At 31.4% G+C, this 24733-nt stretch carries 23 protein-coding genes and 1 riboswitch; of the genes, 5 read left to right on the forward strand and 18 right to left on the reverse strand.

What is annotated here, in order from left to right:
• Positions 1–173 precede the first annotated feature (173 nt).
• Positions 174–338 carry a hypothetical protein gene (locus tag J3477_RS01835; RefSeq protein ID WP_206867851.1) on the forward strand — a complete coding sequence of 55 codons (165 nt, stop codon included), beginning with the start codon at positions 174–176 and terminating at the stop codon, positions 336–338.
• Here J3477_RS01835 and J3477_RS01840 read toward each other — a convergent pair.
• The 5 genes from J3477_RS01840 to J3477_RS01860 all read right to left on the reverse strand — a co-directional run bounded on the left by J3477_RS01840 (position 335) and on the right by J3477_RS01860 (position 6651).
• A complete protein-coding gene (locus J3477_RS01840) occupies positions 335–1423 on the reverse strand; it encodes a GerAB/ArcD/ProY family transporter (protein WP_206867852.1) in 1089 nt (362 codons plus the stop codon). The two genes, J3477_RS01835 and J3477_RS01840, sit on opposite strands and share 4 nt — an antisense overlap.
• 23 nt (positions 1424–1446) lie before the next feature.
• Complete coding sequence (locus J3477_RS01845; RefSeq protein WP_206867853.1) at positions 1447–1665, reverse strand: hypothetical protein; 219 nt, start codon at positions 1663–1665, stop codon at positions 1447–1449.
• Positions 1662–2855 carry a Ger(x)C family spore germination protein gene (locus J3477_RS01850; protein ID WP_206867854.1) on the reverse strand — a complete coding sequence of 398 codons (1194 nt, stop codon included), beginning with the start codon at positions 2853–2855 and terminating at the stop codon, positions 1662–1664. The genes J3477_RS01845 and J3477_RS01850 overlap by 4 nt, the downstream gene beginning before the upstream one ends.
• A complete protein-coding gene (locus J3477_RS01855; RefSeq protein ID WP_206867855.1) occupies positions 2839–4452 on the reverse strand; it encodes a spore germination protein in 1614 nt (537 codons plus the stop codon). The genes J3477_RS01850 and J3477_RS01855 overlap by 17 nt, the downstream gene beginning before the upstream one ends.
• Positions 4453–4677: 225 nt before the next feature.
• Complete coding sequence (locus tag J3477_RS01860) at positions 4678–6651, reverse strand: LPXTG cell wall anchor domain-containing protein (protein ID WP_206867856.1); 1974 nt, start codon at positions 6649–6651, stop codon at positions 4678–4680.
• Between the two features lie 148 nt (positions 6652–6799).
• Positions 6800–6883: riboswitch (cyclic di-GMP riboswitch) on the reverse strand.
• 373 nt (positions 6884–7256) lie between these two features.
• On the opposite strand from J3477_RS01860, the gene J3477_RS01865 reads away from it, so the two are divergent.
• On the forward strand, positions 7257–7493 hold the full coding sequence (locus tag J3477_RS01865) for a TIGR04540 family protein (RefSeq protein ID WP_206867857.1): 237 nt from the start codon (positions 7257–7259) through the stop codon (positions 7491–7493).
• 78 nt (positions 7494–7571) lie between these two features.
• Here J3477_RS01865 and J3477_RS01870 read toward each other — a convergent pair whose 3' ends face one another.
• Positions 7572–8558, reverse strand: coding sequence for an HD-GYP domain-containing protein (locus J3477_RS01870; protein WP_206867858.1), 987 nt, complete (start codon positions 8556–8558; stop codon positions 7572–7574).
• A gap of 104 nt (positions 8559–8662) precedes the next feature.
• Positions 8663–9541 carry an SDR family NAD(P)-dependent oxidoreductase gene (locus tag J3477_RS01875; protein WP_206867859.1) on the reverse strand — a complete coding sequence of 293 codons (879 nt, stop codon included), beginning with the start codon at positions 9539–9541 and terminating at the stop codon, positions 8663–8665.
• Positions 9542–9691: 150 nt separating this feature from the next.
• On the opposite strand from J3477_RS01875, the gene J3477_RS01880 reads away from it, so the two are divergent.
• Entirely contained in the window at positions 9692–10150 is a 459-nt protein-coding gene (locus J3477_RS01880) for a MarR family winged helix-turn-helix transcriptional regulator (RefSeq protein WP_206867860.1), read from the forward strand.
• Positions 10151–10399: 249 nt separating this feature from the next.
• On the opposite strand, the gene J3477_RS01885 is transcribed toward J3477_RS01880, so the two are convergent.
• The 10 genes from J3477_RS01885 to J3477_RS01930 all read right to left on the reverse strand — a co-directional run bounded on the left by J3477_RS01885 (position 10400) and on the right by J3477_RS01930 (position 20798).
• Positions 10400–10792: an iron chaperone gene (locus tag J3477_RS01885; RefSeq protein ID WP_206867861.1), complete on the reverse strand. Its 393-nt coding sequence runs from the start codon at positions 10790–10792 to the stop codon at positions 10400–10402.
• Positions 10793–10906: 114 nt separating this feature from the next.
• Entirely contained in the window at positions 10907–11929 is a 1023-nt protein-coding gene (splB, locus tag J3477_RS01890) for a spore photoproduct lyase (RefSeq protein ID WP_206867862.1), read from the reverse strand.
• Positions 11930–12311: 382 nt separating this feature from the next.
• Positions 12312–13211 (reverse strand): AraC family transcriptional regulator, encoded by a 900-nt coding sequence (locus tag J3477_RS01895; protein ID WP_206867863.1) that lies wholly within the window; start codon positions 13209–13211, stop codon positions 12312–12314.
• Between the two features lie 79 nt (positions 13212–13290).
• A complete protein-coding gene (locus J3477_RS01900; protein ID WP_206867864.1) occupies positions 13291–14274 on the reverse strand; it encodes a D-isomer specific 2-hydroxyacid dehydrogenase family protein in 984 nt (327 codons plus the stop codon).
• Between the two features lie 275 nt (positions 14275–14549).
• Positions 14550–15107: a GNAT family N-acetyltransferase gene (locus tag J3477_RS01905; protein ID WP_206867865.1), complete on the reverse strand. Its 558-nt coding sequence runs from the start codon at positions 15105–15107 to the stop codon at positions 14550–14552.
• A gap of 95 nt (positions 15108–15202) precedes the next feature.
• Positions 15203–15874 (reverse strand): HAD family hydrolase, encoded by a 672-nt coding sequence (locus J3477_RS01910; protein WP_206867866.1) that lies wholly within the window; start codon positions 15872–15874, stop codon positions 15203–15205.
• 102 nt (positions 15875–15976) lie between these two features.
• Positions 15977–16474 (reverse strand): prolyl-tRNA synthetase associated domain-containing protein, encoded by a 498-nt coding sequence (locus tag J3477_RS01915; RefSeq protein ID WP_206867867.1) that lies wholly within the window; start codon positions 16472–16474, stop codon positions 15977–15979.
• A gap of 217 nt (positions 16475–16691) precedes the next feature.
• Positions 16692–17639 carry a glycoside hydrolase family 43 protein gene (locus J3477_RS01920; protein ID WP_206867868.1) on the reverse strand — a complete coding sequence of 316 codons (948 nt, stop codon included), beginning with the start codon at positions 17637–17639 and terminating at the stop codon, positions 16692–16694.
• Positions 17640–18061: 422 nt separating this feature from the next.
• Complete coding sequence (locus tag J3477_RS01925; protein WP_206867869.1) at positions 18062–19318, reverse strand: dicarboxylate/amino acid:cation symporter; 1257 nt, start codon at positions 19316–19318, stop codon at positions 18062–18064.
• A gap of 25 nt (positions 19319–19343) precedes the next feature.
• Positions 19344–20798 carry a UDP-N-acetylmuramoyl-L-alanyl-D-glutamate--2,6-diaminopimelate ligase gene (locus tag J3477_RS01930; protein WP_206867870.1) on the reverse strand — a complete coding sequence of 485 codons (1455 nt, stop codon included), beginning with the start codon at positions 20796–20798 and terminating at the stop codon, positions 19344–19346.
• Positions 20799–20995: 197 nt separating this feature from the next.
• Between J3477_RS01930 and J3477_RS01935 the strand changes: the two genes are divergently transcribed.
• Entirely contained in the window at positions 20996–21859 is an 864-nt protein-coding gene (locus J3477_RS01935) for an AraC family transcriptional regulator (RefSeq protein WP_206867871.1), read from the forward strand.
• Between the two features lie 141 nt (positions 21860–22000).
• Here J3477_RS01935 and J3477_RS01940 read toward each other — a convergent pair whose 3' ends face one another.
• Positions 22001–22285, reverse strand: a complete 285-nt coding sequence (locus J3477_RS01940) for a ribosomal protein L7/L12 (RefSeq protein WP_206867872.1) — start codon at positions 22283–22285, stop codon at positions 22001–22003.
• 492 nt (positions 22286–22777) lie between these two features.
• On the opposite strand from J3477_RS01940, the gene J3477_RS01945 reads away from it, so the two are divergent.
• Complete coding sequence (locus tag J3477_RS01945; protein ID WP_206867873.1) at positions 22778–24685, forward strand: acyl-CoA dehydrogenase family protein; 1908 nt, start codon at positions 22778–22780, stop codon at positions 24683–24685.
• The last annotated feature ends 48 nt before the right edge of the window (positions 24686–24733 follow it).

Consider the following 24733-nt stretch of genomic DNA (forward strand, 5'->3'; position numbering starts at 1 on the left):
AGCTAACTGAAAAGTATGTTAGTAATATTTGATTAATCAAAGAAAATCGTTTCACTATAAGATAAGCAGGCTAAATAATAAAACCTTTTAGCTTGCTTATTTTTATATTAATAAAAATAATATATAACGGAAATTATAACATTATATTATTAAACAATATTAGGAGGATTTATATGCATAAAATCGGAATACTTAACTTAATATCACGAATAATTAGTGTAACAATAATTATACTTGGTTGTACAACTGCTTATCTTTTTCAAAAGCACCTTTTCAGTAAATACAAAAATAAAGTTAGAAATACTATAAATAAGGATGATCCCACTAACCAAAATTAACCTCTTTTTTTCAAAATTAATGCAATAAAAAATAGAGACATTTCTAAACCGGTTTCAACAAACATAGCGATTATCGGATAACTATAGTTAATAAAATCAAATAAATCTATACTATTTCTGAAGGAAGTAGTTGATAAAACAAAAGAAACCAATATAGCCGGTAGAATGAGAGGTTTATAACTTTTTAAACCAATCACTTGTGCAGTTTGCAAAGAAAATGCCCATATCATTTCACCAGCAGATATAATTAATGCACCAATTGCAATCATTAACCAAATAACCTCCAGTCTTTGAACGAATGAAGTTATATGTACATACCTAGCCAATCTAAGACTAGGGCTGAACATATTCTTAGCTTGAGATATACTAAAAGCCCCTATACTTGCTACAACTATTAAGAATATTGTAATTCCCCCCATACTAACAGCGGAAAATTTCGCAAAAAATCCATTTTCTGGATGATCACAAATCGGTATATACACTCCCATAATGATGCATATTCCAATAAAGGATATAATTAAAATTGCTCCAGAAATAGCAGGATATAATCCATGTTCAAGCTGTGGTTTAAGATTTTCTAAATGCAAGTCTGGAATGACAAGCGCAAATAATAAAACTAAACTTATTAAAAATATTGGTCCAAAAAACTCACATACTCTTCCCATTACCTCAACTCCTTTAAGCACAGCATAAGCTACTGTAAGAGAAGAGCAAAGAAGAATTACTTCAATAGATGTCTTGGGAAAAAATGCAATATGAATCAAAATAGCAAAGCCACTTTGTAATAAAACTGAAACTAAAAAAAAGAAAAGTGGAAACATCATTCCTACAGCTTTTCCTAATTTGTTCCCTAAGATAGTCATACTGTACTGCGCCATATTCTGGCCTGGAAATCTAACTCCCATATACGCATATACTACTGCTAAAAGCACATCTAGTATCCATGCTAAAATTATAGCAAGCCCTGCATCCCTCCCTGATTGAATAATTAATATTCCAGGGGTATGCAAAACAGTGAAAGATGTTATTATGCAAAAAAGTAACCAAATAAATTGATTGGTATTTATAATCCCCTTTTCCTCCAAGCTTTTACACCTCCATTCTAAATTTACACTTCTTTAAAAAGAGCTCTTCCAATTGGACCAAGTACACTTTCTATTAAACTCTTTAGTGTGAAAAACTTAAACTTGCTACTAACTTGAAAAATTATCGCAAATAATAACATAAATACTACCACATACATCTCTTTTTTCATATTTCTCTTAAAAAGAGGAATACACTCTAATAATCCAATCATAACTGCTAAAAAAGTGACAAATATTATCACTGGCTTTTCCCCTCCTCCTCATTTTCTATAGGAGAATCTTTAATCATTCCTAATTTTTTTAAGGTAACATCAAAACTAACTTTATACTTGGTATTAGGAAATATTTCATCCCAATTTTCCTTCATACTTCCCCATTTTTCTGGATTGTTGTTATATATGATTTCAGCAAATCCAATTATATCAGCATTAAGATTAGTTTGACATTTGTTGATAAGTTCACTGAGCTGTACTTCTAGTATCTGTTCAGTATTAGTTTCTATTCTATTTATTACAGCAGAGTTTAACTTTAGATTAGTTAATTCTTTTATTTCAGCAGTTGCTATACACTTAATTTCAAAACTAACCCCATCATCCTTTATATTTGTATTTATTTTAGTATCTTCCTTGAAAATCTGAACAACTATATTTTCATTTTTGGAAGCTGATTTAATTGGTGACACAACTAAATTTCCTTTTATTCTCCTATGAAACCATGCTAAATATTTAGATTCCTCTGTGGTCAGTACACCAACTAATCGGTCATTTTTAAATACGGCTGTTTTCTCAATTTTTATCCTTCCTTTTGGTTCATCCTCAGTTTTTTCTACTCGTACTACAGGTGCCAAGCTTGCTCTTACCTGACTTTTAAACCCAATAATGAATCTGTTCAAATCCACCGGCAATATAGACCCATTCTTTCTTAATTTATTCATCATGTTTGATAAACCTAAGGAAGTAATATCATCACTTGGTATCTTAGTTTTTAAAACATCTCTAGCACTATCCTCTGCCATAAGAATCCAGTTCAAATTTCTAAATTGTCGATCTCTTGAAACATAATCTATAACTCCATCAATTCCTTCAACACACAAAGATTTCGACATAACAATAACTTGTATGTGTGTAAAGTCTATAGCCAATGTACTTATTTGAGTAAAGTTTTGTAAAGCATCAGAAAGATTTTTTCCTTTACTTGTTTCTAAAATTGAACTATTTGCTTTTCCAGGTGAATCTTGAGATTCTTTATTTGTATTCGGATTAGTAAGTTCTAATGTTACTAGAAGAGATTCCCCGTCTTTATCCTTATCAATTCCTATTCCAATAACAAGTGCAATTTCATTTAGCTCAGTTTTATCTATGCAGCCGGTTAATATAGTAGAGCACATAAAAATTAATGCGTTAACTAATACAAACTTATTTCTGGCTTTCATCTTTTTTGCTCAACCCCTCATCATCCTCATTAGATGGTCCCGGTTTTAAGTCTTCACTCTGCCTTTGACGATTTTTTTCATTTGCAGAAGCTGGTCTCTTAATCATTGCCCACCTAGGAAATCTAATAAAAGAATCCTTTAGTTCATTTATGTTCAACGGTGCGATTGGTGAAAGATAATTTACTCCAAAAGATCTTAAAGATACTAGATGAATAAATATTATAAGAAGTCCAAGTAAAATTCCGTATAAACCAAACAACCCTCCAAGAAATATCAATATAAATCTTAAAACTCTAATGGAATAGCCCATGTCATAAGAAGGAATTCCGAAGGAGGCTACTGCTGTTATGGAAACAATGATAACCATTATTGAAGAAATAATACCAGCTTTAACAGCGGCATCTCCGATTACAAGCGCTCCAACTATTCCCACAGTTTGATTTGCAGGTATAGGAAGTCTTATCCCTGATTCTCTTAGCGCCTCAAAGGTCGCTTCCATAATTAATGCTTCAACAATTACGGGAAATGGAACTCTTTTAGCAGATTCCATTATGCTAATAAGTAATGCAGTAGGAACCATTTCTTTGTGATAAGAAATTATCGCTACATACAAACCAGGCAGTAATAATGAAACGATAAAGAATATAAACCTTACTATTCTTACAAAGGATGCTATTATATATCTTTCTGCATAATCTTCGCTAGTTTGTAAAAATAGAACCATAGTTGAAGGAATAATCAACGCAAAGGGTGTTCCATCTATAAGTATTGCTATTCTACCTTCCAAAATAGCTCCTGCTACTCTATCTGGTCTTTCAGTATGAAGAATTTGTGGAAAAATGGTTTTTGTAGTATCTTGTATAAATTGTTCTATATATCCACTCTCCAGAATAGCATCAACATCTATTTTGCCAAGTCTATTTCTAAGTTCTTTAAGCACCTTTTCATCAACAATACCTTCTAAATATGTAATATGAATATTGGTCTTTGTCTGCCTCCCAATAACCGAGTTCTCAAACTTTAGTTTAGAAGATTTTATTTTTTTTCTAAGCATCGCAGTATTTACACTAATATTCTCTGTAAACCCCTCTTTTGGTCCTCTTATAACTTTTTCAATAGTTGGTTCAGATATATCTCTTCCTCTAAATCCAGGAATTGCAATTTTTAAGGCCTTATCTTCTTTATCTACTAATAATACTGCACTACCATTTAGTAAGCTTTCTTCAACTTCATGAACATTTACAATTTCACTCACATTTGCAGTATTCAAAAAACGAGTTCTAATTGTATCCACTATATTACCAGAGGCTGAATATAGCGATGTCATCGGTCTCATATTCATTATTGAAGTTATTGTAGCTTCATTAATTAACTGTGTATCCACAAGTTCATTTATAAAAATCAGCGCTACAGGTAGTTTAATTGAATCTATAACAAACTCTCTATACACTACGTCACTGCAATTTGAAAACAACAGTCTTACTTCATTTAAATTATCTGAAAGAGATTTACTCAATGGCTTTTGCTCTATTTTCTCATCTTTATTTTCATTACTTTGAGGTTTTGAATTATTATTATCTTTTGAAAAAGTGCTCACATCAAAAACACCTCGATACTTAGAATTTAAAGATATTTTGTGTATTATTAGTAATAATATCCCCTAATAAATCTGGCATATTTTGGTCACTTACTCAAAATAATGTAACAGTTTTAAACATATTTTTATTGTCATAGCTAACATCTCATATATCTATGCCCATCCCCCTAAAAGAAAATGAGAGTATTTTTAATACTCTCATTCTAAGATACTTAACTAAATATTTTATCTATTCGATGTTTTTATTCTTGTTATGTTTTTTTTCATTAAAACAATACTTCCCATTAATATAAGTATTAATGCAACTAGCATTATACTGGTGGAGTCCATTATTACACCAGTTTGAGGGAGAGTTCCGTTTATTTGAGCTATAGTATATTTACTAAAGTGACTTGTTTGAAAAGTAAATGTCATAGTTCCTTTATTATAACTTCCTCCTACATTTTCCCATGATTTAGTATTCTCATTGTAATAGAAAGCAGAAAGTTTATTTATATCTAAATTTTTAACCTCGACATTTGTAAGTTTTACTGATATAGTTGCATTCCCATTCTTAAAGCTGTGAATATCTTTTAACTTCGTTCCATCATTTTTGTACATTTCAAGACTAAAATCAAATAGCTTTCCAATATCCTTGATTGAACTTAAAGAATCATCATTTTTTACAATTGCCTCTCTTAACTTAATATAATCCCCATTGTTTACCCCATTATAGTCTATAGTTGAAAATGGAAGTACTAAACTAACATTATTTGCATTAACCTTTACACTACCTTTTCCCCCATTAGTAGTTACAGCATCAAACCTTGTTTCTACAGTTTGCACACTATTTGATAGTGTTGGAACTACTGTATTTTCGGAGTCTTTAGATATCTGTTTAGAATCTAATGTTAGTACAGCATTTGCACCATTAACATCCACATTGAACTTTTCTTTATTAATAACTTGCTGAACTGAAGTATTATTTGCATTAGTACTGCTATTATTAGAAGCACTTTCACTATTCTTGCTAGTATTGTTATTTATATTTGTATTTGTAGTATTATTTGCGTTATTATCAATATTGTTATCTAATGGTTTTTCAGCTGGATCTGCAATAGCTATAGGTGTATATCCAAAGCCTACTATGCCACAAGCAACTAAGTTTTTATCATCATAAACCTCTAGAGCTTTTAATCCACTATCAACGATATACTTCTTTATAAATTCATTACCTTCCAGCTTTGAAATAACTCCGCTTTGATTGATCCACACGTTTCCGTTAACATCAAGAGATGAATAGAAATAGGTATTTGGAAATTTGAACTCCTTTGTTAGTTCAAGAGTATCGCCGTTAATTTTATACTTCTGTACTATTACTTCTCCTTCAGTAGAACGCCCATCGGAGCCTGTTACCAATTGTTTTCCAATTAAAATCACTGAACTATCATTACTAGGATATACATTATATATAACCATAGGCTGAGTATTATTAATTGAGTACTCTTTTACCGAATTATCCTTTGAAATTTTATAAACTTTATTATCAGTACCTGACTTAAGTGTTTTATTAAACCATAGGCTACCATCTATACTTTCCTCAAGATGTCCAAAACTATCATAGGTTTGTTCACCTTTCTGTAGCTTGATAGTTTCATACGAAAATCCTTTGTCATTGTATATTATATCTTTTGTACTATTATCTAATATTCTCCCATTAGAATCATATATCGGAATATTGTGCTCACTAGCCTCATACCAAAACACACCATTTGAATCTATGACTATTTTATTTACGTAGGCTTGTTCATCTTTGTACTTTGGAACTTCTTTTACATACTCCATTTTGTAAGTATTTAAATCAACTTTATATATTGATCTTTTCTCATCTTTATCTGAAACTACATAAGCATTATCGTTATAAACGCCTTTAAAGCTTAGATACCTTAAAAGATTAAAGTCATCTGATATTATATGTTTTTTCCCATTTTCTTCAACAAAAAATTTTATATTGTAGTCAATTATAACCGCATTGTTAACAATAGTTTTATCTTTATATTGATAAACAAAATCTACAGTTTCTTTTCTCCTATCTAAAAATTGAGGAACAGATGAATTAACATCTTCTGCTCTTGCAACTTTTGATGCCCCTACACCAAAAATTAATTGCACTAAAAACATAACTACAATAGCTACGCTTAATTTTTTTCTTTTTTTCATTTCAAACTCTCCTTACATTAAAAATAAGCCAAAATAAAAAATCTATGATATTATTTTTTGAAGTTAACCCCCCCCAAACAATTCCATAGATATAGACTGCTTACTCTATAAAAAGTGAGCTTTTATTAAAAGCATATAGCTATACAATTTAGGTAACCCGGCTGCCTTAGTTAATAACCTTAGGCCCGTAGCTTTGCGTCTCTATCTTTCGGTAGATTTGCCTTTATCTATGGTATATTATACTTACATTAGTTGTTATATTTTATGCAGTATGTAAAATTATATCATAATATGACAAAACTGTGAAGAAAATATTACAATACGGTTAATATTTCAAGTTCAAAAAATTATTCTATTGTGATTCTCATCTCTTTTTAATAATATTTATTTACGATTCAATCTTTATATTTCTTTATTAAAAGACTTACGGTTATTTTAATCTTTTTAAATTTCTCTAAATTAATTTTGATTTTATTTGCAATAAACAGATAAACAATGTATCATATTTATGTAATATTTAAGAATATGTAGTGCGATAATAATCTTATATTTATTATAAGACTGTTATCAGCAAATACATAATCTATACAAGAAGGAGTATAACAATGAAAGCTGTATACAAAAACCCTAAAGAATTAGCAACAAAGTTATTAGATGTAGTTGATTCGTACAGAGAGGGCTTAACTACTTATGAGAAGTTTGAAAGTACTATTCTTACTCTAATAGAAAAGAATGAGGACAGAATATACAAGAATGGATTTATGCCTACAAAATTAGCTAACTTTTTAGGTGAAGATAGAAAAGCACTTATCGATGAAGTGGCAAACAAATTAGATAAGTAGGATTTTTTCGAGGGAGGTAAATTTAAAATTTACTTCCCTTTATTTAAATTTATGTTTACAGATTGAAGTTGTTCATCTTTATATAATAACCTCTTCAATAAAAAGTGTAAGATTTTCTGCTTCAATTAAATTACAGAATCTATATCCTTCAGCATTTTTAACTATTAATATCGGTCTAGTGGTTGCACCTTTATTTTGCATAACTACTAAACCTGAAAGTCCATTATTTAGCCTAACCTGCAGACCATTTGGATAACAATATATAGAGTTTAAAAAATCCTTATAAATCTCTTCACTATATTTAGTTACTGCTTCAGTTGTAATCTTTTCTATAGCTACATGCGGAAGCATTGGGTTTTCTCCACTTATATAGTTTATATAATCATTACATATGCCAAGTATCTTAGCAAACTCATGAATCTTCTCTCCAATTGCTCCAAAAAGACCTGACCCATCTTCTCTTTCGTACATATAATAGATGGCCATATATGTGGTTGACATTATGGATGGATTTCTTTTTAATATCTCTTGTGCCTTTTTTACATGATGCTTATCACTTGTAAATAACTTACCTATATCATGAAGCAACGCTGCAATTCCAAGCTTTAATATCTTTTTCTCATCATATTTTTTTCTAATCCCAACCATTAGGCATAGGGTCGCAACATCTAACGAATGAATTGCTAACTTTGAAATTTCATCATTTGGAACTAGATTGCTTATCAACGCAGCATTTTCTGATAAGTTCATATTTTCCATAATTTCTTTAACAACTTGAGACACCTTCAGTTCATTTATGTATTCTCTACTCTTTGCTTCATCATATATTTCCTTTAAAGCTTTTACCGCTTCAAACTTTGCGGGAGTAGCCAGTACTTCCTGTAAATCGAATTCATCATTTCCATCTTCTATATATACAGTAGCAACCCCTGTTTTTTTCAGCATAGAAATAGCACGAGAAGTTATCTTATTACCTTTATTTAAATACATTATGCCGCTTTCGGTATATATAGGATTGGCCAAAACCTCACCTAATAATTTATCACTGGCTAAAACTAGCTTCATTTTATCACCTCTTTAAATACTATCCATGTATTTATTAAGATACCATAAAATTCAGTGCATTTGTGAATTATATTAAAATTTTTTCTTGGTCCATATGTAAAATTTTACTTTTGCAATATTCCTCTTAATTTAAATATTTCTTTTGTATAAGTCCAAAGCTTGTTTTCCAACCCCTCATCTCCACAAGGATAGCTAGGATTAATAGCTTTTCCAGTACCTACATTAAAATATCCTCCAGTAACCTCTTTATATTTAGTGTCTGTAGCTAATCTAACAATTATGTCTGCCCCTCTATGTGGATCTCCTATGTGTAGTAGATTCAAAATACGTTCAAGTACTGAAGCAAACGCAAGCTCTCTACCTAGTCCTGTAACATTAAAACCTGGATTAAGTGCATTGACTGTAACCCCAGTTCCTACAAATAAACGTGCAAGTTCTCCTGTAAACATAATATTAAGTAGTTTAGTTTTCCCATAAAGTTTAGAGGATTCTCTCGCTGTGAAGGTAGATGTATCAGTTAAATCCTCAGGCAACTTAAGTATTCCATGATTACGTGACGCCTCTGAAGCTACATTTACCACGGTAGCCTCTCCTGATTTTATCAACGTCTCTTGTAATATGTAAGTAAGTAGCCAAGGAGCTAGGTAATTAACTGCTATCATCTCTGAAAAACCATCTTCAGTTATTCTTTGCTCAAAGGCATGCAATCCAGCATTATTTATAAGTACATCAATATTTGGATATGTACTATTTATCTCATCTCCTATTCTTTTTACATCTTTCATTGATGATAAGTCTCCATAAAAGAAATCAACCTTTGCTTCTGGATTGATACTTTTTAACATACTCATGGTTTCTTCCGCTTTACTTTTACTCCTAGCAGTTAAAACAAGGTGAACTCCTCTCTTTGCTAATTCAGCTGCAACCAGTTGTCCAAGACCACTTGTAGCGCCAGTTAATACTACTATAGATTGTTTTTTCATAATAAACTCCTCCATATTCTCCTTAGCTTAAAAATTAAAGCCTTATTCACTTGACTTATAGGATTTTAAGAATTATATTTGATATATGTCAACTATATATTTTTAATTGACATATGTCAACTAATTTTATTAATTTATATGAGGTGAATTATGGATAAAAACATTACAGCACAAAATGGACAACGACTTGATTTGGAATCAAAATTAGGTAAACAATTAAATATGCTACTAAGTGCCTCTCATGCACTTAATGTGAGAACTGCAGCATGTTTTGATAACTCCTTGCAGCCTGCAGCTTTTCTTCTTATAAGATGGTTGTTCACATATGGTCCAACTAGCGCTACCGTCCTAGCAGAATCGACTGCCATGGACCGTAGCTCCGTGAGTCGTCTTGTTAATCAATTAAAAAAATTAGGATATGTAATCAGTGAAGCCTCTCCAGAAGATCGCAGAGGGGTATTGTTATCTTTAAGTGAACTTGGAAGACAAAAAACTATAACCGCTCTAAAAGAAAAGGAATCTGCTTTTTACGAACGTATCTCTAACTGGGATGATTCTAAACTTGCACACTTTGTTGACCTGCTTAAAGATTTTAATAAAGATGAGTAAAATTATTTTTTCAACATATAACAGCTAACAACACAAACGAAATTTTTAAGTCTTTTTACCCTAAAGACTTTATATTTTCCTATACAAAAAAAAAGAGATTACTATATTAATCTCTTTTTTTGTGCAGGAAGTTATAAAATTTTCAAACTAGCTTAATCTATAAATTTCAGTAGTTTTAGAAGTTTTTTATTATTATACAGTAAAAAATTAAAACTTATTTACCTGCAATTTTCTAAACACTTTCATTAATTACTTCTTTTTCTTAGTTGCTTTTTCTTCAGCTTTTTTTATGTTCTCAACTACTCTATATTTAACCATTCTACTAATTAATTCATAAGGAATTGGTTCGTTTTTTTGAAACTGTATTGCCCCTTTTGAAGTTTTATATTTAGACAACTCCTGTTTAAAAGTTTCGGTTCCGCTAGGAGTGGGATAAAATCCGATATGATTTTTAAAGTTTGCAAAATGAACCAAATTGCCATAAAGATAAAAAGTAGGCATTTGATAACTTATTTTTTCAGTTGCTTCTGGTGCTGCTTCTTTTATTACTTTCCTTAAGGTTTCAAGAACTTCTTGAACCTCAGGCGGACAACTTGAAATATATTCATCAATTGATTCTATAGATTTTTTGTTTTCTTCCATTTTCTCACCTTTCGCTACAATAATTTATATAGAAATAAAAATTTCACATCTAATTTTATAATTTACAAGTAAATACTCATATAGATAAATATATCTCTATTAGTCTTATATAGATTATATAATATACTTAACTTCCTTATTAGTAAATAACTCTTCAATTTCTTTCTTAAAAAACTCTTTTATCTCACTTAGACTTTCTTTAGGGTAAACATACTTACCATAACCAAATTGTCCGTATTTAAAACTTCTATCTTCATTTTTCATAGGAAGTTCACTGTTTGGAAACACTTGCAGTATTATATTCTTAGCTGTAGTTGTGTAACGATGTGATATGACCTCAAATGTTACTGGATATTTTAGATCTTCTGGAAGCTTACTTTTTAATTCTACCAATAGATCATGGTATTCTTCTTTCCAATTTTCATATATGAAGACTGGTGCAATCAAGAAACCTGTTGGATATCCTGCTTCAGCCACCTTCATACTAGCTTCTATTCTCTTATCTCTAGAGGCTGTCATATGCTCAAATTTATTAATGATGGTGTTTGTATTAATGCTAAACCTTATCTCTGTATGTCCATTGTGTTCTAAATTAAGCAGAGAATCTACATCATTGTATTTTGTTACAAATCTAAATCTCGCATTTTCACTTTTCCCAAAGTAGGTTATGGCCTTTTCTAAAGAATGGGTGTATGGCTCTACAGCAACTGGGTCAGAGGTTGCCGAACCTTCAAATAAAGTGATTTCAGGTAATCTTTCATCGATGTATTTCTGAGCTTGATTTAAAATCTCATCAATATTTGCATGAACCTTTACAAAAGGTTTATCGCCAAGCTTTGTATTTAAATAGCAATATTCACATTGGCCCATGCATCCAGACACCAAGGGAAGCTGATAATGAGCTGAAGGTTTACAAGATTGGAACTTTAAGCTTTTCTTAGTTCCTATAACCAAAGTTCTTTTACCTTCAGTATATTGGGATGAAATATCTTCACCTGGTATATGCTGTTTTACCTTGTTAGATGTCAAATTTATAATTTCCACATGGGTATTGTGTTTAAATTCATCAAGAATTTGTTTCCCCATTTCGTATTCTAGTGAATCTTTCTCAAATATTATTCTTTTAGGCTTAAACATATCTTTACATAATAAATAAGCTAAAAAGCTGTATTTATTTACTCCTCTCGCGATTTTAATAAAAAAAATTTCATCTATATTTGCAACACAATATATAAATCATGACTCATGTCCACTATATAGCATAGTGCTCTTTTTTTAATTATTATTCGCTTAATTGTAAGCTTTATATACGCTTAATAATTCAGAATGCATATAAAGATATATTCCTTAGATTCCTAATCTTTTTTAACTCCCAATGCCTTTAGTGAGAGTTTTAAAATAATATTAGAAAGACTTAATTACGGTCAGTCATATCTCTGGAAAGGATGTAAATAAAAATAGAAGATGACCTAGCATCTTCTATTAAAACCTTACACTATATTAAATTTCTAACCCAAAATTAATCTTTCTTTACTACCGGTATCCATACCTCAGAGTAGTTTCTGTCACCTTCTGCACTATAGTATACTTCAAGCTCTGGTCCTTCTGCATGTTCATATCCTGAACTTGGGAACCACTCTGAAAAAATTCTTTCCCATATTGCCTGTATTTTTTCTACAACCTCTGATTTTTTGTGTTCATCAGTTCTAAAAATAACCCATGTTAATGCTGGTACAGAGATAACCGAAAATTCATCTGGTACCTTAGCATTACCATCCATATCAAATACACCTATCATGTATGGGAAAGTCTCCTCACCAGTCTCTCTATAACACATAATTCCATTTACATCAGTAACAAAGCCATCTTCCACTAATTCTTTTGGCTGAGCCTTTACTAAGCGTTCTATTGTACCATCTTTAAAACATTCTTGCCACAACTGAGGTATCCTAACTAGGTTATTCCCATTAGTTGTATCCATTACCTCCTCTACTCCAAAAAATTTAAATGAATCCTTTTCAACTATTTTATAATTCATCTCAACATCTCCTTTTATTGATATACTGAAAGAAATAGGTGGATATGCTTTTAGCTGTGTTCCCTTTTCTCTAGCAAAGGTTGGTGAAACTCCATGTAAATTTCTAAAAGCTCTTGTAAAGGCTTCTGGAGATTCATATCCATACTTCAATGCAATATCAATTACTTTTATACTTGACCCCTGAAACTCCAAAGCAGCTAAGGTAAGTCTTCTTCTCCTTATATATTCTGCTAAAGTCACTTCAGTTATAAATGAGAACATTCTTTGAAAATGATATTCTGAACAGCATGCTATTTTAGCGACGTCACTATAAGCAATATTGTTAGTCAAGTTTTCTTCAATATACTTAATAGCACCATTCATTTTTTCTAGCCAATCCATATCCATCTCCCCTTTCCTTTTCTATCATAACAAGATATAACATATATTACCTTGCATTTTCTGCACTATTTAGCAAGCCTTATCTAATCTCGTAATCACTTTCACCAGTATTAATAAAGGAGACTAAGCTAGTAATTGCACTATTTACCATGCTTCTTACTGCTGCATCAGTATAAAAAGCCATGTGCTGTGTCATTATAACGTTTGGAAATTGTCTTAAATAAGCCATATCTCTATTACTTATAATATCTGTACGTCTATCGATATGATATATACCTTCTTCGTTTTCAAAAACATCTAGCCCTAGTGCACCTATTTTTCTAGTCTCTATTCCATTAATCAACGCTGGAATATTCATTAATTCCCCTCTTGCACAGTTAATTAGAACCACATTATCTTTCATCTTCTTTATAGACTCATCGTTTATCATGTGGTATGTACTTTCTAATAAAGGTGTATGAAGAGTTATAACATCACATTCCTTGTACAAGGTATCTAAATCAACATAAGTAGCTTTTTCTTTTACCTTATTATTTTCAAATTTATCATAAGCTAATATTCTAGAACCAAATCCCTTTAGGCCATCAATTACTGTTGCTCCAATTTTTCCTGTACCTATAACTCCAATAGTCAAATCCTTCATTTCTTTTCCTTGAAGTCCCACTAAGGAGTAATCATTGACATTCCCTCTAAACATAGCTTGTTTATAATGTCTTATGCACATAAGTATAAGCATTATAGTATAATCAGCTACACCACTTGGAGCATAATATGCATTACTTACTCTTATGCTTTTACTTTTTGCATATTCAACATCGATATTATTATATCCAACAGTTCTTGTTGCGAGATACTTGATATTTAATTCATCTAATTTATCTAAAACTGCTGGAGTTACATGGCTGTGTCCTAAGATAGTCACACCGTCAAATCCCTTAGCTAGTTCTACAGTTTTCTCATTTAATTTCTCCTCTACTAAAGTGATTTCTACATTAAGCTTTTTTGATATTGCTTCAAAATCATTTCTTTCATCATCTCTTGTATCATAGGATATTAGCTTCATAAAATAACCTCTCTTTTGCACGATTTTTAAGTTGTTTAAATCTATATATAATAATATTGTTTAAATTGAGTTTTAGCCAAAACAATTATACTATATATCTTACTGGTATACTATTAACCTTTCAGATTTTCTGCTATATTTAATTAAAAGCAACTAGTAAAATATTAATCTACAAATAAAACAGGTATATTTTTATGAAAATAAAAAGACCTGATTTTATAGGCCTTTTTTTATTATTGTGTACTAAATAATAATTTATCTATTCTATCGAACCATCAAAGCTTTAGATCAGACCTCAGTATTGAATATATTGCTAGATCATAAAATTGTCCATATTTATTAACTTTAGCCTGTCTTAATATTCCTTCAAACTTCATTCCAGCTTTTTGCATTACTATACCTGATGCAATATTAATTGTATTATATCTCGCTTCTATTCTATTCATGCCTATTTCTTTAAACAAATAGTCAATAACCACATTTAATGCTTCTGTCATATATCCTTTTCCCCAAAATAATCTTCCAATATTATATCCAGTAGTACAGGAAAGATATTTCTCATCCAAATTCATCAAAGATATTTGACCAATTATCTCACTAGTGGACTTTAACTCAATTGCCCAATTATAATAATCATTACTATATTCATTTACCCAGCTTTCTACTATCTGCTTTGTTTCACTTAAATCTTTATGCGGATTCCAACTTAAGAATTTACACACTTCACTATCGGTTGCCCAGTTTTTAAACATACATTCCGCATCACTTGTTTTAAATCTACGTAGCAAAAGCCTCTCAGCCTCTAAAGACTGAGTCCCCTTGTGTGTTAACATTTTTCACCCTCCTCTCGCAAGCTCACTAACTCATAAAATGGCTAAACACTTAATTTCAACACTGTGCTTAAACAACAACTAAAATTTATTATTTTTTATAATACGCTTTTCAAAACTCCTAAAGATTTGATCATAGTTATATCTTGAGTGTTATGTTCGCCTTTCCTATTTAACCAAATTCCATGAAGACCTGCTTCCATACAAGGTATTATATCAACATTCAAATCATCGCCTACGTAAACGCAATTTTCATGATTTACTTTTGCTCTATTACAAGCAATTTGAAAAATCTTAGAATCGGGTTTTGCAACACCAACTTCCCCTGCAGTAATTATAATATCAAAATAATCCTTAATTTTAAGCTTATCTAGTTTTAAACATTGCTGCTCAAGATCACCATTAGTGATAATCCCCAATCTATATTTTCTTAATCCCTGTAGGCATGAGATAACATCCTCAAAGGATTTCCAATTTTCTTCATACATTTTTAGATAAACCTCAAAAATTTCTTTAGCTTCTTCATCAGTTACTATTATTTTAGAAAATGAAAATATATATTTTATTCTCTCAATCCGTTGCTCTTTAAAGGTCATTTCACCTTTTAAATATATATTAAAATATTTATCAGAAGCCTGCCCCCATATCTTATAGAAGCTCTCTTCTTCTAGTCTTAGTGCCCTTTTATATTGTTCATAAAATGCTTTTACTGCTAACAATTCCGAACCCTTATGATCTAGTAATGTACCATCCAAATCAAAGAAAATCATTTATACTCCTTACCACTCTAAATATAATATTGTTATACAAAGAATCAATAATTTCTCAACAAACTTTCATACTCTTATGAAAAAAAACTGTAAGCGATTTTTCTAATCTATATCTACATAAAGTATGTGATTCTTCTTCCACTTGATGAACTTCTCAAAATCTAGGTATGAAATTCCTATAGTAACGGTGTTAATATTGGGATGAAAAGACACCACCTCAGCATTAGTTATATCTCTATCTATTAAAACTACAACTTCACCTTCAGTATCATTTATTATTCCAAAAGGGCTTACAGATCCAGGCTTAAGTCCTAAATATTTAAATAATCTTTCCTCTGAAGCAAAAGATAAGCTACTACTTCCAATCTGCTTTGCTAAGGATTTTAAATCTACTTGTTTAGTTTCATCAAGTACAACAAGATAATGAGTATCACCTTTTCTATTTCTAATAAATAGATTTTTGCAAAGTTGTCCTGATATATGTATATCTAAATTATTTGCTTCTTCAATAGTGTACACAGCAGCATGCTCATATCTATCATATTTAATCTCTAGTAAATCTAAAATATCGTAAACTTTTTGTTCAGCTTGTGTAAGCATAATCTGAATCCTCCTGTAAATATTAAGTAAAATTATTAATTTCCTGTGAGCACATATTCCATCCTCATTTTACATAATTATAACATTTTTACAGACACTTGTAATAAAACTACCGTCGCTTTAACTTAATTTCAGCACGGTGCCTTAACAGCGCATTATTTTAATGTTGTTTAAATAAAAAAGCTCCCGACAATCATCGAGAACTTCTATTTATTAATTATTCTAATTCAAAAACTGGTCTCCCTACTGCATCCCATTTAAGTTTCATCACCATGGCATGACGATTGTAATCGTATAAAGGATTTCCTACAATTTTTTCATATGGACGAGCATGATAAATAACTAAATCCTCTCCATCTTCTGAAACTGTAAAGCTATTGTGACCTGGACCATATATATTTTTTTCTGGGCAAGTTGCAAAAACCGGATATCTTGACTTGCTCCAAGACTGTGGATCTAGTAAATCTGAGGTATCTGAAGCTTCTAATATACCCATACAGTACGCAGCTCCAGTAGAGCTTGCTGAAAAGGTTATAAATATCTTTCCATTTCTTTTGATTACTGCTGGACCTTCATTGACCCAATAATCCACTCTTTCCCAATCATAGTCTGGAGTAGTTAAAAGTACTTGTACAGTTTTTAATTCTATTGGAGATTCCATTTCTGCTATATACAAATTAGATATACCCCCCTCTCCTCCTACTTTTTGAGCCCACACAAAATACTTTCTATTATTATGTTCAAACACTGTACCATCTAAAGAAAAGTCAGTAAATGAATATGGATCTTCATCTGCCTTCTGCATCATTCCTCTTTCAATCCAAGAATCCTTCATAGGATCATCTCCGGTGCATTCTAAAACGAAAGGACGTATCTTCCACACGTCTTCTTTTTCTCCTGCTGCAAAATACACATACCATTTTTCATCTATATAATGAAGTTCTGGTGCCCATATATGCTCACTCATAACTCCATTTTCGTGTTTCTGCCAAATCTTTTTTGTTTCTGCCAAAACTAGTCCATCTATAGTTTTCGCTCTTCTAAGCTCAATACAATCATAAGTCGGTACAGAAGCAGTAAAATAGTAATATCCATTTGTATGTTTGTATACATAAGGATCTGCCCTCTGCTCAATTAAAGGTTTTACAAAACAATTTGTGACCATCAGTTCATTCCCCCTAGTTAATATGCTAAAAATTAAAATATTTTATATTTATTTAAAACAATATGCTATAAAATCATTATATATCATACTTAGAAGAATTAACATCCTTTAATTTAAATTTTATTAAAACAAACAAAACCACAGCAGAAGTTTTGTTTTAATTTCTATGAGAATATTTCATTATGAATTTTTGTATTTTAGTCTTAGTATTTATATAGCAAAAAAACATCCTTTTTAATATTTTTCCCATATAACCTAGTAAAATTGCAACCTTAATATAAGCAAGCAAACAAAAAAATAATCATCTGCTGCAGCTATATGCTATTTGCAGCAGATGATTATTAAAAAACTCATAGTTTTAAAGTCTATACTTGTACTTTTGCGACATACTATACTTTACATTTACCTAAATAAATTAATCATTACAATGAACCCTTACTTAGCCACTTTTTGCCATCAACAAATCTTGAAACCAACATAGCACATACAGTATTTCCTGTTGAATTTAATACTGTAGCTGGGGCATCAATAATTGTACTTATAACTGCTATTATAGGGAGGGCTTCAATAGGAAATCCATAAATACTTATTATAAGCATTTCTCCAATCATCCCACCACCCGGTATTGCACCCATAACCGCACCTACCAAAAAGCCAACTGCTAATATAGATAATAATATTGGCAAGCTATTAATGTCTTTCCCAAACAATCCAAATAGAAATACTATTTTCAAAACACCACCAATAACAGATCCATCTTTATGAGTGTTGACTCCAAGAGGTATTACAGTATCCGCTATATCTTTAGATACACCTATCTTCTTTGTAGCCTCAAGATTAACTGGTATAGATGCAGCACTTGAACAAGTAGCTAGCGCAGTTACTGTTGGTGCTATTACATTTTTCCAGAAAGTTTTAAAGCCTTCTTTTCCAGATGAAATATACGAATATATACTAAAAAACATAAAATAGTTTATTATTGTTAAAACTAAATATAATAAAAACACTTTCAAATACCCTTGTAAGATTTGTGTTCCTAATTGCCCTACCACAGAGGCAAAATAGCATGCAAGCCCAATCGGAGCATAGTACATAATAATATTAACTATCTTCATGATTATAGCTGTTACTGCATCAATAAACTTTTTTACTACTTCCCCTTTTTCTCCAGCTAAGGCAGTGGCTACTCCAAATAGTACAGAAAAAATTATAACTTGAAGCATATTATTTTTTGAAAACAATTCTGAGAATTCACTAACTGTAAATGTTTTTACAAGCTGCTGTGATAAGAAAATGTTCTCAGTACCTTTATCTATGTCAGTGGTTCCTTGAGCCAATATATTTTTAATTGTGCCAGAGTCTAATCCTTTAGTTGGATTATAAAGAAGAGAGCCTATTATAGCCAATATACCTGATATAACTGCTGTAGTAATAAACACTAAGATTATAGTTATCATTATTTTTCCTAGTCTATTTACACCACTCATATTTGCTATAGCTGATGCTACACTGAAAAATACTAAAGGAACGATTATAGTGAACATTAAATTTAGAAATATCTGTCCGAAGGGTTCTAAAACTTTAGCTTTTGGTCCTAGTAGTGCTCCTATGGCACCTCCTAATACTATGGATAATATAAGCATTAAAGACATCTTATAATTCTTAAAAAGATTTCTCATAATCTATAACTCCTTTTAATTTACTCTATATTAAAAAATATTTTTTCACCACTTCTTCATCACTAAAATGAATGGTTTCATTCTTTAATATCTGGTAGTTTTCATGGCCTTTGCCAGCAATTATTACTGAATCATTAGGTTCTGCAACATTAAGTGCTTTGAAGATTGCTTGGGTTCTGTCTTCTATCTTTTCATACATGCATCCAGTCTTAACAATTCCTTTCTCAATATCATTAATTATTAAAGCTGGTTCTTCACTTCTAGGATTGTCAGAAGTAATTATGCAGTAGTCACTTAGCCTACCTGCAGTTTCTCCCATCAACGGTCTTTTAGTAGCATCTCTGTCACCACCACAACCAAACACCGTAATTATTTTACCTTTAGTTATTTCTTTAACTGAAGTTAGTATGTTTTCAATAGCATCTGGAGAATGTGCATAATCTACTACAGCTAAAATACCTTTACTATTTTCAATAGCTTGAAACCTTCCTGGAACCCCTCTTATTTCTTTAACAGCATTTACAATGTCATCAATGCTAAGATTTAAGCAATAACAACTTGCAATTGATGCCAACGCATTATAAACACTAAACCTTCCTGGTATATTAAGCTTTACCTTTCTTTTTTCACAATTAAATTGAAGATTAAACCTCACACTAGAATTTGTATATTCTATATCTGTGGCTCTAAAATCACAATCCTTATCAATGCCATAAGTTATGGTTTTGCAATTTGCAGTAGCTAATATATCCTTGGAAAATGAATCATCTATATTTATAACTGCTTTCTTGCACATATTAAATAGTTTCAATTTAGCCTTTTTATAATTATCCATAGTACCGTGTTCTTCTAAATGATCTTGAGTTAGATTAGTGAACACAGCAACATCAAATTCACATCCATAGACTCTATCTTGAGATAAAGCTGAAGACGTGACTTCTACCGCTGCATGAGTTGCACCAAACTCTAACATTTCCGCAAAGGTTCCTTGAAGTTCTATTGCATCTGGAGTAGTTGGATTTAACTTTTTCGTATTCATTTTTTGTATACCAATAGTGTTTTGTATCGTGCCAATTACTCCACATTTTAGCTCTAATACTTCAAGTATCTTTGAAATAAAATAGCTCACAGAAGTTTTTCCATTTGTACCCGTGATACCAACGATCTTTAACTTACTTATTGGACTATGATAAAAATTCTGTGCTACTAAGGACATTGACTTTCTAGAATCTTTAACTTTTATAACTGTCACATTCTTTTGCAGCCCTCTAATCTCACGTTCTACAATCAAGGCTGTAGCACCGCTGCTTGCCGCATCTAATGCAAAATCATGTCTATCTACATTTCTATTTTTTACAGCGATAAAAATTGAATTTTCACCTAGCTCCCTAGAATCCCAATTCAAACTCTCAATTTCTAAATCATCTCTACCGTTTAATATCTCATAGTCTATTCCTTTTAAAACTTCATATAATTTCATAACAGTTCCTCCAATTCATTTCAGCAATGTTTATCATCAACATTTTAGATGCTACTTAAATACCCTTTCTCTTGCTTTATTAATATTATATTCTCAACTTTTGCGGATTTTCTTGAATTAAATGCTTATTATATTGCATAAAGTGCTATAATTTAATAAAATGCGAAAAGCTATAATGAAGTCTGAGGTGTTTATAAATGGGTGAAAATATTTATATAGAAAAAATAAAGAGAGGTTATCTTAATGATGATTTCCTTTTCTTCAATCTTAAAGATCAGAAAAAAAACGACTTCGAAGTCCATTACCATGACTTTGATAAAATAATCATTTTTATTTCAGGAGAGGTCACATATATCATTGAAGGAAAGTCTTATAAGCTTAGACCTTGGGACGTATTATTAGTTGGCAAAAATGACCTTCATCTACCGATAATAAGCCAAACTGAACCATATGAAAGAATGATACTTTGGTTAAATCCATTATTCCTAGAAAAGCATAATATAGATTGCTGTGATCTTTTGAATTGCTTTCAAATAGCTTCTGAAAGAAAACTTAACCTTATTAGATTGAATATAAAACAAATAGAGCTACTAAAGAAAAATTTACAAGAGCTTAAAGAAGAAATGCAAGACAAATCCTTTGGAAGCACTATACTGAAAAACGCCTTATTTATACAGTTCATGGTTAAAATTAACAGATTTTTCTTAGATATGAATACAGATAAAAACATGGAGGATATTAAATACGATCCAAGAATAGAGGCTATCTTAAGCTTTATCAATTCCAATTTAGAGAAGGATCTTTCAATAGAGCTGCTATCAAATACTTTTTTTCTTAATAAATATTATCTCATGCACTTATTTAAGAAAGAAACAGGCTATACCCTTTATGGATATGTACAAAAGAAAAGAACTAAAAGAGCTGCTGATCTTTTGAGAACCGGTATGCAGGCTGGAGAGGTCTGTTCACTATGTGGATTTATAGATTATTCTAGTTTCGTAAGAGCTTTTAAAAAAGAATTTCAATTATCACCAAAACAGTATTATAAGGCTAGTTTATAGATACCTACATCTATATATACCATATTCCATTAAATCTTTTCCAAGACTGTGCTAACACTTTAGTTAATTTTAAAAGTCGAACAAACTTTAAGGCAAGTCATTACGACTTGCCTTATCAACTTTTCAGAAATTTAACACTTCTTAGCTATTAATTTTTTCATACAATAAATCGATATGTTCCTTGGCTTCTTTTAAACCTGCTCCAGTAGCTTGTCTATATATTTTAATTGCTTTAATTTTTTTGCCTTCTACGATGAGGCTTTGTATTTCATCATCAATAGATGTCTCAGGCACTCCAATATGTTTTGCAATCTTTGTTAAAAGTTCATTTGTTCTTCTAACATCATTTTGTAATTGATTAATGCTAGATAATATAACAGACAGCAACGTAGCTCCAATAATTATCCACATAAAGCTAGCGTCCATATTTTTCCCTCCAAATAATTTTGAATGATTAAAACCGCAAATGTATTTGTAATGTTTATAATAAGTAATTATAGCTTATTTTTACATAAAATTACACTCAAAATTAAGATATGAATAGATTTCTTCATATCTTAATTTATATTTTCAATTTCTCCTCTCTGAATCCACAGGGATTTTGAAAATAGATTTCAGATTTAATTATTTCATCTTGGACATAATTTTATAAATACAATATAAAATTTAAAATGTTCTATTGTAAACCTTTAGTCTATATATTTAGTATGGGAGGTTAATATATACATTAAATAGGTATACTTTTGATAAGGTATATTATGTAATATATGTATTAATTACAGGATTCCTATCTCAACTATTAATTTATACATGCCACCAGAATATAAGTGTGTGATTTTTGAGCAAGTATAAATTAACTTTTGGCACAGGAACCTATACCTCCGTTCATTAAAATATTGATTTGAGGGAGGGAAATCTATGTTTTTCAAAACCACAGAACAACATGAAACTTTGAGAAAAAAAATCAGAGAGTTTGCTGAAGAAGAAGTGAAACCTATCGCATTCATGCTAGATCAAGAAAATAAATTTCCATCTGAAGCAGTTCATAAATTAGCTGAGATGGATATGCTTGGTATCCCTTATCCAAAAGAATATGGTGGAGCAGGTTTAGATGTAATTAGTTACGCCATAGCTGTAGAAGAATTATCAAGAGTTGATGGAGGTACTGGAGTTATTCTTTCTGCACATACATCTTTAGGCTCATATCCGATAGCCGCTTATGGCACTGAAGATCAAAAACAAAAGTATTTAGTTCCACTCGCCAAGGGAGAAAAACTTGGTGCCTTCGGCCTAACTGAAGAAAATGCCGGAAGTGATGCTGGTGGTACGGAGACCACAGCTGTGCTGGAAGGTGATTATTATATTTTAAATGGTTCAAAGATTTTTATAACCAACGCTGGACAGGCAGATATATACGTTGTTTTCGCTGTCACTACACCGAATATAGGTACAAAAGGGATCAGCTCTTTCATTGTTGAAAAAGGCTGCGAAGGCTTTAGTTTCGGAAAACATTATGACAAAATGGGAATTCGCTCTTCTGCTACTGCCGAACTTATCTTCAACGATGTAAAGGTTCCTAAAGAAAATCTACTTGGCAAAGAAGGCGAAGGCTTCAAAATAGCTATGGCTACATTAGATGGTGGTCGTATTGGTATAGCAGCTCAAGCTCTCGGAATCGCTCAGGGAGCTTATGAAAATGCCCTTGAATATTCCAAAGAAAGAATTCAATTTGGTAAACCTATCTGCCAGCAACAAATTATAGCCTTTAAGTTATCAGATATGGCAACAAAGCTAAGAGCTGCTAGATTACTTATTTATAGCGCGGCAGAACTTAAGGAAAATCATGAGCATTATAGCATGGAAGCAGCTATGGCAAAGCAATATGCCTCCGATGTTTGCCTTGAAATTGTAAATGATGCTCTTCAAATTTTTGGTGGTAGCGGTTATCTCAAAGGCATGGAGGTCGAACGGGCTTACAGAGATGCCAAGATTTGCACTATTTATGAAGGTACTAACGAAATTCAGAGATTGGTTATCTCCTCTCATATCATCGGTAAGCTGCCTAAAAGCGAACGTGTTAGTAATACTCCTCAACACGAACCGGCTACAGGATATAGAAAGAAAATAATCTTTAAACAAGGGACCGCTGAAGAAAAGGTTGCTTCTCTTGTTAAAGCTTTAAAAGATGACGGATATGATTTCACAATAGGGATACCTTTAGATACTCCTGTAAGTAAAGCTGACAGAGTGGTAAGTGCAGGTATGGGAATAGGAAAAAGAGAAAATATGCACTTAATTGAGGCTTTGGCTGAGCAAGTTGGCGCTGCTATAGGTTCTTCTCGTCCTGTAGCTGAAACCCTTAAATACGTTCCTTTGAATCGCTATGTTGGAATGTCTGGCCAAAAATTTAATGGCAACCTTTATATTGCCTGTGGTATCTCCGGTGCTGGTCAGCATCTAAAAGGCATAAAAGACGCTACTACTATCGTAGCTATAAATATAGATTCTAATGCAAAGATTTTCAAAAACGCTGATTATGGGATAGTTGGGGATTTAAATGAAATTCTTCCACTATTAGCAGCAGCTTTAGACAATGGAGAACCAAAAAAAGATGCACCTCCAATGAAGAAGATGAAGAAAGCTGTTCAAAAGAAAATAACTCCTACCTGGAAACATTATGTCTGCAATGGATGTGGTTATGAGTACGATCCTTCTGTAGGTGATATTGACGGAGAAATAACTTCCGGAACACTTTTCGAAAATATCCCTGAAGAATGGACCTGCCCTTCTTGTGGTGAAGAAAAAACAATGTTCATTGAAGTGTAATTCATATAATTTAGTAGACGTAATAATACATTACGTAAAGGAGGATTA

The sequence above is a fragment of the Clostridium zeae genome (assembly GCF_017312485.1).
Classification (GTDB): Bacteria; Bacillota; Clostridia; order Clostridiales; family Clostridiaceae; genus Clostridium_AR; species Clostridium_AR zeae.